This is a genomic window from Streptomyces sp. PT12 (genome assembly GCF_003311645.1).
Lineage (GTDB): Bacteria > Actinomycetota > Actinomycetes > Streptomycetales > Streptomycetaceae > Streptomyces.
Genome location: NZ_QEST01000129.1, coordinates 115,121 through 129,753, shown reverse-complemented (window position 1 = coordinate 129,753; position 14,633 = coordinate 115,121). Strand labels below are relative to the sequence as shown.

Here is a 14,633-nt window from a genome sequence, read left to right as displayed (position 1 = left end):
CGTCCGTCCCGCGGCTACTCGACCACGGTGATGCGGTCGGCGGCCGGGGCCGCGAGCGGCGCGCCCTCGCTTGAGTTGGCCGTCAGATAGGCGCTGAACACCGCCATGTCGTCCTCGCCGACCAGCGGGTTCCCGCCATCGGCCAGCGTGGCGAAGCCGTCGCCGCCGCCCGCGAGGAACGAGTTGACCGCCACCCGGTAGGTGGCCGCGGGGTCAAGCGGCTCGCCGCCGACCGTGACCGTGTCGGCCACGATCCGGTCAGCGCCCGAACGCGTCAGGTCGAGCGTGTAGGCGAGACCAGCGGACGGCTGGAGGATCTTGGGCGACGCCTCGTTGACGCCCGTGACCTGCTCGCGCAGCACCGAGAGCAGCTGCTCGCCGGTGAGGTCCACCAGGTTGACCGTGTTGGAGAACGGCTGGACCGTGAAGCCCTCGCCATAGGTGACGACGCCGTCGCCCTCGTCGCCCGAGGCCGCGTAGGTGAGGTCGGCGCGGACGCCGCCCGGGTTCATCAGGGCCAGATCGGCCTCGGGGTCGAGGTCGAGCGCGTGCGCCAGCTGCGCGTCGGCGATCAGGTCGCCCAGCGGGAACTCGGGCGTCCCCGTGCCACGGCCCGTGATGTCCTCGGCGATCCAGCCGATGGGCGCGTTGGCGACCGGCGTGGCCAGGTCCTTCCAGTAGGCAAGCAGCTCGGTCAGGTCGGCGGCGGGCTCCTGCTCGCGGTCCACGACCCGGTTGCTGCCCTCGACCGAGGTGCGCACGATGTCCTTCACGCGGCGGTCGTAGGTCATGTTGAGCTCGGTGAACAGGCGGCCGTTGGACGAGGCCGACGTGACCAGGCGGTCGTTGCCCGCGGGGTCGGGGACGCTGCACACATACGGCTGGTGGGTGTGGCCCGTGACCAGCGCGTCCACGCGGGCGTCGGTATTCGCGGCGATCTCGGTGATCGGGCCCGACAGGTTGGCGCCGTCCGTGCCGCAGTCGGCGTTGTACGCGGGCGACGCGGGATAGCCGCCCTCGTGGACGAGCGCGATGACCGCGTTGACGCCCTGGTCGGCGAGCTCCTCGGTGTAGCGGTTGATCGTCTCGACCTCGTCGAGGAATTCCAGGCCCTCGATGCCCTCCTGGGGCACGATGTCGGCCGTGCCCTCCAGGGTGACGCCGATGAAGCCGACCTTGATCCCGCGCAGGTTCTGGATCGCGTAGGGCGCCAGGATCGGCTCGCCGGTGTCCTCGTCGACCACGTTGGCCGCGAGGTAGGGGAAGTCGGAGCCCTCGAACTCGCGGTCCTCCGCGTAGCAGCCGTCCTCCGGGTGGCAGCCGCCCTCCTGGAGGCGGATCAGCTCCTCCCAGCCCTCGTCGAACTCGTGGTTGCCGACGCCCGCGACGTCCATGTCGAGCTCGTTGAGCGCCTCGATCGTGGGCTCGTCGTGGAAGAGGCCCGAGAGCAGCGGCGTCGCGCCGACCAGGTCGCCCGCCGCGACGGTCACCGAGCGCCGCTCGCCCTCGCGGGCCTCCCGCAGCCCGGTGGCCAGGTACTCGACGCCGCCCGCGGTGATCGTCTCGGTGGTGCCGTCCTCGTTCTCGTGGGTCAGCTCGCCGTTCGAGCCGGTGGGCGGCTCGAGGGCGCCGTGCAGGTCGTTGATGGCCAGCACCTGGAGGTCGACCTTCATCCCGTCCACCGGCACCCAGCCGTCGCGGCCCTCCTGGTCGGGCGCGGCCTGCGCGGCCGGGAGGGCGACGGCGAGCGCCCCGGCCGCCGCGAGTAGGGCCGCCCCGGCGGTCAGCCTGAACATCCGTGCGTGCATGAGCGGATCACTCCTTCAGTCCGCCCGCACCCTATGGGTTACGCGCGTAGCCGTCAGGAGGGGCTGTGTAACAAGAGGGGAAACGATGGGTACGGTCGCCCCATGACTGAAGTCGTGGTGCGGGAACGGGTGTCCGAGGACGAACGGCGGGACGCGGCCGGGCTCATCGCGGCCGCGGCGGCGGCCGACGGGCGGGCCGCCGTCTCCGAGCAGGGCATGCTGCTGCTGCGCGCCGGGGAGCGCGCCGGCGTGCGCCATCTGCTGCTTCGCGTGGACGGCACGCTGGTCGGCTATGCCCAGCTTGACGGCACCGACCCCGTCGAGGCCCCGTCGGCCGAGCTGGTCGTGCACCCCGCGCACCGCGGGCGGCGGCACGGGCGCGCGCTCGGCGAGGCGCTGCTCGCCGAGTCGGGGCACCGGCTGCGGCTGTGGGCCCATGGCGGCCTCCCCGCCGCGCGCCACCTGGCGCGGCTGCTCGGGCTCACGCTCTTCCGTGAACTCCGGCAGATGCGCCGCCCGTTGACCGGGCTCGCGCTGCCCGACCCGGCGCTGCCCGAGGGCGTGGCCGCGCGGACCTTCGCGCCCGGCGAGGACGAGGAGGCGTGGCTCGCGGTGAACGCCGCCGCGTTCGCGCACCACCCCGAGCAGGGCGCGCTGACCCTCGACGACCTGGCGGCGCGCGAGGCCGAGCCGTGGTTCGACCCCGCGGGGTTCTTCCTGGCGGTGCGCGAGGCGGACGGGACGATCCTCGGCTTCCACTGGACCAAGGCGCACGCCGCCGAGGGCCTTGGCGAGGTGTATGTCGTGGGCGTCGCGCCGCAGGCCCAGGGGCTCGGGCTCGGCAGGGCGCTGACCGTCATCGGGCTGCGCCACCTCGCCGCCGACCCGGTGCTCGACACCGCGATGCTCTATGTGGACGCCGACAACGCCGCCGCGCTCCGCGTCTACGAGAGCCTGGGCTTCCGCACCCATGAGACCGATCTCATGTACCGCACGGAACGCTGAACGGCGACGGGCGGGGGCCGACGTGTGACCGCTGACCCGCTCGGCCCAGCGCCCGCCCCGTGCGGTGGGAACGCCGGGCCGCGGGTACTGTCCGTTCCATGAGCAGCGGCAGCCGACCACCCCTGACCGAGGCCGACCGGCTGCGGCTGGCCCGCGCGGTGCTCGACGACGGCTTGTCGCTGCGGCGCGCCGCCGAGCGGTTTGGCGTCTCGCCAGGGACGGCCAAGCGCTGGGCCGAGAGGTACCGGGCGCGCGGTGTGGCGGGAGTGCGTTCCGGTGCGCCCGTTCACCTCGCTGATGTGCCCCGTTCGTCCGGAAGGCGTGAGAATGGAGGCATGAGCCAGGAGACGAGCATCCGCCAGGACCGCCCGTACACCGTCCCGGGGCCCGCGGAGCCGAGCGAGCGCGCCGATCCGCCCGAGAACGCCTCCGAGTCCGCCATCGAGCCCCCGGCGGCCGAGGTCCCGCACCCCGCCGAGGTCCCCCACGCCGCGCTGCCCGAGCTGCCGGGCGACCGCTTCCTCGACCGGGAGCGCAGCTGGCTCGCGTTCAACGAGCGGGTCCTCGAGCTGGCCGAGGACCCGCAGACGCCGCTGCTCGAGCGGGCCAACTTCCTGTCGATCTTCGCCAGCAACCTGGACGAGTTCTTCATGGTGCGCGTCGCCGGGCTCAAGCGGCGCATCGCGGCCGGAGTCGCGAACCGCTCGGTCACGGGCCAGTCGCCGCAGGCGGTGCTTGAGACGATCCTCGCCCTGGCCAGGGAGCAGATGACGCGGCACGCGGCCTGCTTCCAGAAGACGGTCCTGCCGCAGCTCGCCGACGAGGGCATCCACCTGCTGCGCTGGCCCGACCTGACCGAGCAGGAGCAGACGCGGCTCTTCACGCTCTTCCGCAAGAAGATCTTCCCCGTCCTCACCCCGCTCGCCGTCGACCCCGCCCACCCGTTCCCCTACATATCGGGGCTCTCGCTCAACCTGGCCGTCCGCGTGCGGAACCCCGCGAGCGGCAACGAGCACTTCGCCCGCGTCAAGGTGCCCCCGCTGCTCTCCCGCTTCCTCGAGGCGTCGCCGCAGCGCTATGTCCCCGTCGAGGACGTGATCGCGGCGCACCTGGAGGAGCTGTTCCGCGGGATGGAGGTGCTGGGGCACTACGTCTTCCGCGTCACCAGGAACGAAGACCTCGAGGTCGAGGAGGACGACGCGGAGAACCTCCTCCAGGCGCTGGAGAAGGAGCTGCTGCGCCGCCGCTTCGGGCCCCCGGTGCGCCTCGAGGTCGAGGAGTCGATGGACCCCGAGGTCCTCGACCGGCTGGTCAAGGAGCTGATGACCAACCGCGACGAGGTCGTCTCAAGCCGCGACGAGGTCTTCTCGCTGCCGGGCCCGCTCGACCTCACCGGGCTCTCGTCGATCGCCGCGCTCGACCGGCCCGAGCTGAAGTACCCCAAGTTCGTCGCGGGCACCCACCGGGACCTGGCCGAGGTCGAGTCGGCCACGCCGCCCGACATCTTCGCGGCGCTGCGCCACCGCGACGTGCTGCTGCACCACCCGTACGACTCGTTCTCCACGTCGGTCCAGGCGTTCCTCGAACAGGCCGCGGGCGACCCCGACGTGCTGGCCATCAAGCAGACGCTCTACCGCACCTCGGGCGACTCCCCGATCGTGGACGCGCTCATCGACGCGGCCGCGTCGGGCAAGCAGGTGCTGGTGCTGGTCGAGATCAAGGCCAGGTTCGACGAGCACGCGAACATCAAGTGGGCCAGAAAGCTGGAGGAGGCGGGCTGCCACGTCGTCTACGGCCTCGTCGGCCTCAAGACCCACTGCAAGCTGTCGCTCGTGGTCCGCCAGGAGGGCGAGGAGCTGCGGCGCTACGCCCACGTCGGCACGGGGAACTACCACCCCAAGACCGCCCGCCGCTACGAGGACCTGGGCCTGCTGACCGCCGACGCGGAGGTGGGCGCCGACCTCTCCGACCTGTTCAACCGGCTCTCCGGCTACTCGCGCCGCGACAGCTACCGCCGCCTGCTGGTGGCGCCGCGCTCGCTGCGCGAGGGGCTGCTCACCCGGATCCGCCGCGAGATCGAGCACCACAAGGAGGGCCGCCCCGCCTGGGTGCGGATCAAGGTCAACTCGATCGTCGACGAGTCGATCATCGACGGCCTCTACCGCGCCTCCCAGGCGGGCGTGCCGGTGGACGTCTGGGTGCGCGGCATCTGCGCGCTGCGCCCCGGGGTGCCGGGGCTCTCCGAGAACATCAGGGTGCGCAGCGTCCTGGGGCGCTTCCTCGAGCACTCGCGCGTCTACGCCTTCGCCAACGGCGGGGAGAGCGAGGTGTGGATCGGGTCAACGGACCTGATGCACCGCAACCTCGACCGGCGCATCGAGGCCATCGTGCGCGTGACCGACCCGGGGCATCGCTCGTCGCTGATCCGGCTGGTCACCTCGGGCACCTCTGACGCGACCGAGTCCTGGCACCTCGGCCCCGACGGGCGGTGGACGCGGCACGCGGTGGACGCCGAGGGCCGACGGCTGCGCAACCTCCAGGAGGCGCTCATCGAGGCGCGCAGGAAGCGCCGGGGCAGCGGTGACTGAGACGACCGGGCCCCCGGGGGCGGGGGAGGACGAGGAGTGGGTGCGCGCCGCGGGCTGTGTGCTGTGGCGCGCGGCGCCCGAGGCGCCCGAGGGGATCGAGGTGGCGCTCGTCCACCGGCCCAAGTACGACGACTGGTCGCACCCCAAGGGCAAGCTCAAGGAGGGCGAGTCGGCGGCCGACGCGGCGCGCCGCGAGATCAGGGAGGAGACGGGCGCCGAGTGCGTGCTCGGCGCCCCGCTGCCCACCGCCCGCTACCGGGCCAAGGGGCGGCCCAAGGAGGTCGTCTACTGGGTGGCCGAGGCGGTCGCGGGCGCGTTCGAGCCCAACTCCGAGGTGGACCAGGTGCATTGGCTGCCGCCCATGGACGCGAGGGCCGAGCTGACCCACCCCGCCAACCGCGCGCTGCTCGACCAGGCGCTGCACGCGTTGGGCATCACCGCCGCCGGGGCGCCAGGGCCTCCCAGCGCACGGTGACCTCGCCCTGCCGCCAGCGGCGCGGCCCGTCGGCCAGCGGCCAGTCGGCGGCCAGCGCGCGCACGGCGTGCGCCCAGCGCTGGCGCGCCCCCAGCGGGCCATAGGGCGCGGCGGCCGCCCAGGCCAGGTCGAAGTCCCGCAGGAACGCGTGCACCGGCTCGCCGGGGACGTTGCGGTGGATCAACGCCTTGGGCAGCCGCTCCGCCAGGTCCGACGGGGCGGCGAGCGAGCCGAGGCGCGCGGCGAACGTCACGGTCAGCGGCCCGCCCTCGCCCAGCGCCACCCACACATGGCGCCGCCCCACCTCGTCGCATGTGCCCTCGACCAGCAGGCCACCGGGCGCGAGGCGGGCGCACAGCAGCGCCCACGCGCCGGGCACCTCGTCCTCGGCGTACTGCCGCAGCACGTTGGCCGCCCGGATCAGCAGGGGGCGTTCCCCGCCGGGCAGCGGCAGCTCGAAGCCGCCGCGGACGAAGCGCAGCCCGGGGCGCTCGTGCGAGAGCGCGGCGGCCACCCGCTCCGGGGCGATCTCCACTCCGGTCACCCGGGCGTCGGCGCGGACCGCGCGCAGCCGGGTCAGCAGCTCGACGGCGGTCCAGGGCGCGGCCCCGTACCCCAGGTCGACGGCCAGCGGCGCGGCACGCGCCCGGCGCAGCGCGGGGGCGTGCACGGCGGCGATCCAGCGGTCCATGCGCCGCAGTCTGTTCCGCCCTGTGGTCCCCCGGGTGACCCTCCCCTCCGCCATGCGGTCGAGCGTAACGGCGCGTGCGCGGGGGCGCGGACGGCGCCGTTCACGCGTAACGGTGCCCCGCGGGGGAACACGAACGGACCGTGCGCGGTTGCACGAGGGGACACGACGGGTCACCCGTCCCGTAAAGCCGAGCCAAGCCGAGCCGACATCGACAGGAGGCGTGGTGCGACACATCCGCCGGGTCGCCATGCTGAGTGTGCACACCTCACCGCTTGACCAGCCGGGCACCGGGGACGCCGGGGGGATGAACGTCTACATGGTGGAGCTGTCGCGGGAGCTGGCCGCGCTCGGCGTCGAGGTCGAGATCTTCACCCGCGCCACATCGGGCGCGCGCGAGCCGGTGTGCCAGCTGGCCCCCGGCGTGCTGGTGCGGCACGTGGACGCCGGGCCCTACGAGGGCCTGAGCAAGGAGGAGCTGCCCGCGCAGCTGTGCGCGTTCTCCCATGGCGTGATGCAGATCTGGGCCGGGCACCACCCGGGCTACTTCGACGTGGTCCACTCGCACTACTGGCTCTCGGGGCACGTCGGCTGGCTCGCCTCCCAGCGCTGGGGCGTGCCGCTCGTGCACGCGATGCACACGATGGCCAAGGTGAAGAACGCCGCCCTCGCCGCGGGCGACACCCCCGAGCCCGCGGCCCGCGTCATCGGCGAGACCCAGGTCGTGGGCGCCGCCGACCGGCTGATCGCCAACACGGCGGAGGAGGCGGACCAGCTCGTCCGGTACTACGACGCCGACCCGCAGCGCACCGCCGTGGTGCACCCCGGCGTGAACCTGGAGCGTTTCACGCCCGGCGCGGGGCGGGCCGCCGCGCGCGCCCGACTCGGGCTGCCCGATGGCGCGTTCGTCCCGCTGTTCGCCGGGCGGATCCAGCCGCTCAAGGCGCCCGACATCCTGCTGTACGCCGTGCGCGAGCTGCTCGACGCCGACCCGTCGCTGCGCTCGCGCCTCGTGGTGCCCATCGTCGGCGGGCCGAGCGGCAGCGGCCTCGCCAGGCCGGAGCGGCTGCAGAAGCTCGCGGCCCGCCTCGGCGTCGCCGACCTGGTGCGCTTCCACCCGCCGGTCGGCCAGGAGGCGCTCGCCGACTGGTACCGGGCGGCGAACGTCCTGGTGATGCCGTCCTACAGCGAGTCGTTCGGCCTGGTGGCCGCGGAGGCGCAGGCGTGCGGGACGCCCGTGGTCGCCGCCGCGGTGGGCGGGCTGCCCGTGGTGGTGCGGGACGGGGGCACCGGCTTCCTGATCGAGGGGCACGACCCGGTGCGCTACGCGGACGCGCTGCGGCGCTTCGCCGAACGGCCCGAGCTGTCCGAGGCGTTTGGCGCCGCGGCGGCGCGGCACGCGCGGCGCTTCGGCTGGTCGGCCACCGCGGCCGACACCCTCGCCGTCTACCGCGAGGCACTGGCGGCCCGCGCCCCGGCCCGCCAGCGCGCCAGGGCTTAGTCTCGGGGCCATGGCTGATCCGCGGCGGGTGATCGAGGGCGCGCTGACCGACATGGGCGTGGCGTGGGAGTCGCCGGGGGACGGGCGTTATGTCGCGACCCTGCCGGGCACGCGCAAGCTCTCCACGACGTGCTCGCTCGTGGTGGGCCGCCACTCCCTCTCGGTGAACGCGTTCGTCGTCCGCCGCCCCGACGAGAACCACGAGGCCGTATACCGCTGGCTGCTCGGCCGCAACCCCAGGCTGCACGGCGTCGCGTTCGCCGTCGACGACCTCGGCGACATCTACCTCGTGGGCCGCCTGCCGCTGGCCGCGGTGACCGCCGACGAGATCGACCGGCTGCTCGGCGCGGTGCTTGAGACGGCGGACAGCTCGTTCAACACCCTGCTCGAGCTGGGCTTCGCCGAGGCGATCCGCAAGGAGTACGCGTGGCGCACCGCCCGCGGCGTCTCCACGCGGAACCTCGACGCGTTCTCCCGCGTCACCGGCGCGGACGGTGGGGCAGGCGCTGCTCCGCCCAGATGACCTTGCCCTCCGCGGTGTAGCGGGTGCCCCAGCGGTCGGCGTACTGCGCGACCAGGAAGAGACCACGCCCGCCCTCGTCGGTCGCGGTGGCGTTCCTCAGGTGCGGCGAGGTGCTGCTGCCGTCGGAGACCTCGCAGATGAGCGTGCGGTCCCGCAGCAGCCTGACCCGGATCGGGGCCGAGCCGTGCACCAGGGCGTTGGTGATCATCTCGGACAGGATCAGCTCGGTGATGAACGCGATCTCCGCCAGTCCCCACGCCGCGAGCTGCCGCCCCGCCGCCGCCCGCCCCTCGGCCACCGCCGACGGCGTGAACGGCACGTCCCACGACGCGACCTGCCCCAGCGCGAGCGCCTGGGTGCGGGCGATCAGCACCGCCACGTCGTCGGTCGGCCGCTCGGGCAACAGCGCGTCAAGCACGCGGTCGCACGCCGCGTCGGGGTCGTCGGGCGCGCCGGTCAGCGCGTCGCGCAGCAGCCCGAGCCCCACGTCGATGTCCCGGTCGCGGGCCTCGATCAGCCCGTCGGTGTAGAGCACGACCCTGGTGCCCTCGGCCAGCCGCAGCTCGGTCGGCTCGAACGGCATGCCCGCGACGCCGAGCGGCGGGTGCGCGATCAGCCGCGGGAACTCGACCGTGCCGTCCGGGTGCACGAGCGCGGGCGGCAGGTGCCCCGCGGTGGCCAGCGTGCATAGCCGCTCCACCGGGTCGTAGATCGCGTACAGGCACGTCGCGCCGGTGACCGCGCCGCTCCCGTCGGTGTCCAGGCCGTCCCCGCTGTTCCCGCCGTCGCCGCCGTCCCGGTCGCCGGTCCCCCGGCCGCTGGCGTCCCCTGAGGCGGTCTCCCTGCCGTCGCGGTCGGCCAGCTCGTCGAGGCGGCCCAGCAGCTCGTCGGGCGGCAGGTCGAGCGCGGCGAAGTTGTGCACGGCCGTCCGCAGCCGCCCCATGGCCGCCGCGGCGTGCAGCCCGTGCCCGACGACGTCGCCGACCACGAGCGCGACCCTGGCGCCCGAGAGCGGGATGACGTCGAAGAAGTCGCCGCCGACCGCCTCGGCTGGCTGGTAGCGGTACGCCGCCTCCACGGCGTTCTGCTCGGGCAGCCGCCTGGGCAGCAGGCTGCGCTGGAGCGTCGCGGCCAGCTCGTGCTCGCGGGCGTAGCGGCGCGCGTTGTCGACGCAGACCGCCGTGCGCGCCGCCAGCTCCTCGGCGAGCGACAGGTCCTCGCCGTCGAACCGCTCCTGCCGCCCCGCGCGCCAGAACCCCGCCACCCCGAGCACCACGCCCCTGGCGTGCAGGGGGGCGCAGATGACCGCGTGGAAGCCGTGCCGCATCAGGCCCGCGGCGTACTCCTCGTCCCCTGCCTGCCACCAGTCGGTGCCGTGCAGGTCGTTCTCGACCACGGCCCGCCCCGCGGCCAGGGCGCGCACCTGCGGGATGTCGGCGTTGAGGCGCAGCGTGGTGCGCGGGCCCCGCACCGGGCGGCCCGGGGTGCCGCCTCCGGTGGCGGCCCTGCGCATGCGGTTCTCCGCGCCGTTGCTGTCCCCGCCGCGGAACACCGGCTCGACCAGGTCGACGGTGACATAGTCGGCGAACTCAGGAACGGCCACCTCCGTCAGCTCCTCGGCGGTGCGGATGACGTCGAGCGTGGTGCCGATGGCGATGCCCGCCGCGTACAGCAGCTCGAGCCGCTTCTGCGCCGCCTCCGCGCGCCCCGACGCCGCCCGCAGCTCGGTGGTGTCGCGCAGCGTGGTGACCGTGCCGCCGGGGCGGCCCGCCGGCGCGGTCAGCCGGTGGTTGACGGTGAGCAGCCGCCCGCCCGCCATGTGCACCTCGTCGGTGACCTCGTCGCCCGACGACAGCAGCGCGACGGTCGCCTTGTCGAGGCCGAGGTCGCCGATGTCCCGGCCCGTGGCGTCATCGGGGAGCCCGAGCAGGCGCGCGGCCTCCTCGTTCAGGAGCAGCAGCCGCCCCTTGGCGTCCACGATCACCATGCCCTCGCGGACCGCGTGCAACACCGCGTCGTGCCGCTCGTACATACGGGTGATCTCGGCCGGGCCCATGCCCCTGGTCTGCCGCAGCAGCCTGCGGCTGACCAGCGCCGCCGTGCCCGTGGCGAGGGCGACGGCGCCCGCGCCCGCGCCGAGGAGCAGCGGCAGCTCGTTGATGGCGACGAGGTTGATCCGCTCAAGGGTCACCCCGGCCGCCACCATGCCGATGACCTCGCCGTCCTCGTCGCGCACCGGCACGACCGAGCGCACCGATGGGCCGAGCGTGCCCTCGGTCGTCTCCCGCACCACCTTGCCTTCCCTGGCGGGCTCGAAGGTGCCGATGAACCGCTCGCCGATGCGATCGGGGTCGGGGTGGGTGAAGCGGATGCCCTCGCGGTTCAGGACGACGACGAAGTCGGTGTGCGTGCGCTCGCGGACCCCCTCGGCGCGCGGCTGGAGAACGGCGGTCGGGTCGGGGGAGCGCAGGGCCTCGGCGGTGCCGGGGGCGCCTGCGAAGGACTGGGCGGTGACGAGGGAACGCGTGGCCGCGCCGTCCTTGGCGCCGTGCCGGACGTGGAGGTAGAGGACCAGCACGGAGGCGGCGACCAGCAGCAGAACGAGGCCGATCAGCAGGATGAACATCTGCCCCACGACGCTGCGCGCGGTCACCATGGACCGCGGACGCTTGAGCCTGCTGCGGAAGGACGCCCTCATTCTTCCACTTTGTACCCTCTGCCAACTCCAGGCCGCATCCGGCCGCCCACGCGGGCTCGTCTAGTCTCGGGGCATGGCCGACGCACCGAACAAGCTGATCCTGCTCCGCCACGGCGAGAGCGACTGGAACGCGAAGAACCTCTTCACCGGCTGGGTGGACGTCAACCTGACCGAGAAGGGCGAGAAGGAGGCCGTCCGCGGCGGCGAGCTGCTGAAGGACGCCGGCCTGCTCCCCGACGTGCTGCACACCTCGACGCTCAAGCGCGCCATCCGCACCGCCAACCTCGCGCTCGACGCCGCCGACCGCGCCTGGATCCCGGTGCGCCGCAGCTGGCGCCTGAACGAACGCCACTACGGCGCGCTCCAGGGCAAGGACAAGGCCGCCACCCTCGCGGAGTTCGGCGAGGAGCAGTTCATGAAGTGGCGCCGCTCCTACGACACCCCGCCGCCCGAGCTGGCCGACGGCGCCGAGTGGTCGCAGAGCGACGACCCGCGCTACGCCGCGATCCCCAGCGAGCTGCGCCCGCGCACCGAGTGCCTCAAGGACGTCGTCGTGCGCATGCTGCCCTACTGGTACGACGGCATCGTCCCCGACCTGAACGCCGGCCGCACCGTGCTCGTCACCGCGCACGGCAACAGCCTGCGCGCCCTGGTCAAGCACCTCGACGGCGTCTCCGACGAGGACATCGTGGGCCTCAACATCCCCACCGGCATCCCGCTGCTCTACGAGCTCGACGCCGACTTCCACCCGGTCGTCCGCGGCGGCACCTACCTCGACCCCGAGGCCGCGAAGGCCGCGATCGAGGCCGTGAAGAACCAGGGCAAGAAGTAGCGGGGGCACGCCGACCGCATGACGGAGACGGGGGCGGGGAAGACGGGGGCCGGGGAGACGCGGGCGGGGAAGCCAGCCGGGGAGACTGCCGGGGAGAGCTGGGAGCACCGCTGGCTGCTGCCAGCCGAGCTGCGGGACCGGCTGCGCGCGGGCCCTGACCAGGCCCCCGCCACGGGCGCGAGCCGCGTCCGCCGCTCGGGCCGCGACTGGCTCGTCGACTCGCTGCTCTTCGCGTGGGCGGTGGGGGCGTGGCTGCTGTTCGCCGCGAACCTCCCCGGCTATGTCCCCGGCTGGATGCGGGCGTTCGACCCGCCCATCGGGGCGCTCGGCTGCCTCGCCATCTGGTGGCGCCGCCGCCACCCCGTCCTGCTCGCCGTCGCGCTGATCGTGCCGGGCGCGTGGACCAGCACGTCGTTCGGCCCGCTCACCGTCGCCATCCTCAACCTCGGGCTGCGCGCCCCCTGGCGCACCGGCGTCGCGGTCCTCGCCGCGCACGCGCTGACGGCGCTGCCCTACACGCTCGTCTACGCCGTCCCGAACGAGGGCGGCTGGGCGACGTTCGCGTTCTATCCGGCGTACTACCTGACGTTCTTCTCGTGGGGCGCCTGGATGCGGCTGCGGCGCCAGACCGTGCTGCGGCTCTCCGACGAGGCCAGGGCGGAGGCCAGGCGGGAGCGGGCCGCGCACGCCCGCCGCCTCGCCGACGCCCGCAGGGCCGAACGCGAGGCCATCGCCAGGGAGATGCACGACGTTCTCGCGCACCGCATGTCGCTGCTGTCCGTGCACGCCGGCGCGCTGGCGTACCGCACCGGCAAGGACGCCCCCGCGACCGCGCTCTCCTCGGCGGAGATCAGCGAAAGCGCCCAGCTCATCAGGGACACCGCCCACCAGGCGCTCGAGGAGCTGCGCGAGGTGCTGACCGTGCTGCGCGGCACCGACGCGGTGGGTGAGTCGCCGCAGCCCGAGCTGGCCGACATCGCGGACCTGGTCGCGGACGCGCGGAGCGCGGGCCAGCGCGTGACCCTGGTCGCCGCGTACGACGCCGACGCGGTCGATGACCCGGCCGCGGGGCCGCGAGGCCAGGTGCGGCGCACGGCCTACCGCGTGGTCCAGGAGGGCCTGACCAACGCCCGCAAGCACGCGCCGGGGCGCGAGGTGGCCGTGACGGTCACCGGCGCCCCGGGCCAGGGGCTCACCGTGACCGTCGCGAACGAGCTGCCCGCGGGCGCGCCCTCAGGCGCGTCGGCCATCCCGGGCGCGGGCGCGGGGCTCGCGGGCCTGGAGGAACGCGCCGCGCTCGACGGCGGCACCCTGACCCACCGCGTCAGCGGCACGTCGTTCGCGCTGACCGCCGAGCTGCCCTGGGGCCAGCCCTGACCGTGAACGCGCCGGGCGGCGCACAGCACAGGGCGGCGCACAGGGCGGCGCCGCCCCGCGGGGGCGGTGCGGGGATCTCAGCCGCAGTTCCCGCCGCACTGGCAGGACGAGCCGGACTGGCAGCCGCAGGAGCAGCCGGAGCCACAGCCGCAGCTCGCGAGCAGCGGCAGCGGGCGGCGTGGGGTCTTGGGGTCGGGCTGGGATATCGGGGCGGGTGAGGCGGGTGAGGCGGCCATGGATCCCTCTCCTCGTTCGGCGGATGTCCCCCCACATTGGACGCCCGCCCCTCCCCCGACCGTCAACGGCGCACAACCGGCGCGCGGTGGTGAAACGGCTCAGACGGTGGCTTCCGGCTCCGGCGTGAACTCGTCCGCGTGCTCCCCCGTGACGAGGTAGACCACGCGCCGAGCGATCGACACCGCGTGGTCGGCGAACCGCTCGTAGTAGCGGCCGAGCAGCGTCACGTCGACCGCGGTCTCTATGCCGTGGTTCCACCGCTCGTCCAGCAGGTGGCTGAAGAGGGTGCGGTGCAGCGAGTCCATCTCGTCGTCGTCCTGTTCGAGCTGCATCGCCAGGTCGACGTCCTTGGTGATCAGCACCTCGGTCGCCTTGGCCATCAGCCGCTGCGCCAGCTGCCCCATCTCCAGGATCGTCGCGGTGAGGTCCCTCGGCACCGCGGAGTCGGGGAAGCGCAGTCTGGCCACCTTGGCCACGTGCTGGGCGAGGTCGCCACAGCGCTCCAGGTCGGCGCTCATCCGCAGCGACATCACGACGATCCGCAGATCCGTCGCCACCGGCTGCTGGCGGGCCAGCAGGGCGACGGCCGACGCCTCCAGACTCCGCTGCATGTCGTCGACCCGCTCGTCGGCGGCGATCACGCTCTCCGCCAGCTTCAGATCGGCGTCGAGCATCGCCGTCGTGGCCCGGCCGATGGCCGACCCCACGAAGCGCGCCATCTCCACCAGGCTGTCGCTGATCGCGTCGAGCTCCTCGTGATACGCGTCACGCATGACTGATCTTGTCCTTCCTCGACTGCTCCGCGGCCATTCCTCTTCTGTATCGTCCCAAGCTCTGCCCGGAAGGCGGCCGATTCCGCCCCGTCAAGTGAATCGTCGCTGTCGGCAAGGTGAACTCTCGC

General features: G+C 73.8%; 11 protein-coding genes and 2 pseudogenes. 8 read left to right on the top strand and 5 right to left on the bottom strand.

Features of this window, described 5'->3' with window-relative positions; translation table 11 throughout:
* Positions 1–14: 14 nt before the first annotated feature.
* Positions 15–1,808 (bottom strand): bifunctional UDP-sugar hydrolase/5'-nucleotidase, encoded by a 1,794-nt coding sequence (locus DEH69_RS14285; protein WP_113687319.1) that lies wholly within the window; start codon positions 1,806–1,808, stop codon positions 15–17.
* 102 nt (positions 1,809–1,910) lie between these two features.
* Between DEH69_RS14285 and mshD the strand changes: the two genes are divergently transcribed.
* The 4 genes and pseudogenes from mshD to DEH69_RS14270 all read left to right on the top strand — a co-directional run bounded on the left by mshD (position 1,911) and on the right by DEH69_RS14270 (position 5,876).
* Positions 1,911–2,813: a mycothiol synthase gene (gene mshD, locus DEH69_RS14280; RefSeq protein WP_113687318.1), complete on the top strand. Its 903-nt coding sequence runs from the start codon at positions 1,911–1,913 to the stop codon at positions 2,811–2,813.
* A 98-nt stretch (positions 2,814–2,911) separates the two neighbouring features.
* Positions 2,912–3,064, top strand: a pseudogene (locus DEH69_RS31520) (helix-turn-helix domain-containing protein); the annotation flags it as partial.
* Positions 3,065–3,148: 84 nt separating this feature from the next.
* Positions 3,149–5,401 carry an RNA degradosome polyphosphate kinase gene (locus DEH69_RS14275; protein WP_181727435.1) on the top strand — a complete coding sequence of 751 codons (2,253 nt, stop codon included), beginning with the start codon at positions 3,149–3,151 and terminating at the stop codon, positions 5,399–5,401.
* Positions 5,394–5,876 (top strand): NUDIX hydrolase, encoded by a 483-nt coding sequence (locus tag DEH69_RS14270; protein ID WP_258534668.1) that lies wholly within the window; start codon positions 5,394–5,396, stop codon positions 5,874–5,876. The genes DEH69_RS14275 and DEH69_RS14270 overlap by 8 nt, the downstream gene beginning before the upstream one ends.
* Here DEH69_RS14270 and DEH69_RS14265 read toward each other — a convergent pair.
* Complete coding sequence (locus DEH69_RS14265; RefSeq protein ID WP_113687316.1) at positions 5,836–6,621, bottom strand: class I SAM-dependent methyltransferase; 786 nt, start codon at positions 6,619–6,621, stop codon at positions 5,836–5,838. The two genes, DEH69_RS14270 and DEH69_RS14265, sit on opposite strands and share 41 nt — an antisense overlap.
* Positions 6,622–6,802: 181 nt before the next feature.
* Here DEH69_RS14265 and mshA point away from each other — a divergent pair.
* Together mshA and DEH69_RS14255 are read left to right on the top strand one after the other, a co-directional pair.
* A pseudogene (mshA, locus tag DEH69_RS14260) lies at positions 6,803–8,065 on the top strand (D-inositol-3-phosphate glycosyltransferase); the annotation flags it as partial.
* Between the two features lie 10 nt (positions 8,066–8,075).
* Positions 8,076–8,588 carry a YbjN domain-containing protein gene (locus tag DEH69_RS14255; protein ID WP_113687315.1) on the top strand — a complete coding sequence of 171 codons (513 nt, stop codon included), beginning with the start codon at positions 8,076–8,078 and terminating at the stop codon, positions 8,586–8,588.
* Here the strand turns inward: DEH69_RS14255 and DEH69_RS14250 are convergent.
* Positions 8,545–11,286, bottom strand: a complete 2,742-nt coding sequence (locus DEH69_RS14250) for a SpoIIE family protein phosphatase/ATP-binding protein (RefSeq protein WP_113687314.1) — start codon at positions 11,284–11,286, stop codon at positions 8,545–8,547. The genes DEH69_RS14255 and DEH69_RS14250 overlap by 44 nt on opposite strands.
* Before the next feature lie 73 nt (positions 11,287–11,359).
* Here DEH69_RS14250 and DEH69_RS14245 point away from each other — a divergent pair, with 73 nt between their 5' ends.
* Both DEH69_RS14245 and DEH69_RS14240 read left to right on the top strand, forming a co-directional pair.
* A complete protein-coding gene (locus DEH69_RS14245; RefSeq protein WP_113687313.1) occupies positions 11,360–12,118 on the top strand; it encodes a phosphoglyceromutase in 759 nt (252 codons plus the stop codon).
* An 18-nt stretch (positions 12,119–12,136) separates the two neighbouring features.
* Complete coding sequence (locus DEH69_RS14240; RefSeq protein WP_113687312.1) at positions 12,137–13,495, top strand: sensor histidine kinase; 1,359 nt, start codon at positions 12,137–12,139, stop codon at positions 13,493–13,495.
* 77 nt (positions 13,496–13,572) lie between these two features.
* Here the strand turns inward: DEH69_RS14240 and DEH69_RS31515 are convergent, their stop codons facing one another.
* Positions 13,573–13,731 (bottom strand): hypothetical protein, encoded by a 159-nt coding sequence (locus DEH69_RS31515; RefSeq protein ID WP_181727430.1) that lies wholly within the window; start codon positions 13,729–13,731, stop codon positions 13,573–13,575.
* Between the two features lie 99 nt (positions 13,732–13,830).
* On the bottom strand, positions 13,831–14,505 hold the full coding sequence (gene phoU, locus DEH69_RS14235) for a phosphate signaling complex protein PhoU (RefSeq protein WP_113687311.1): 675 nt from the start codon (positions 14,503–14,505) through the stop codon (positions 13,831–13,833).
* Positions 14,506–14,633: the final 128 nt, after the last annotated feature.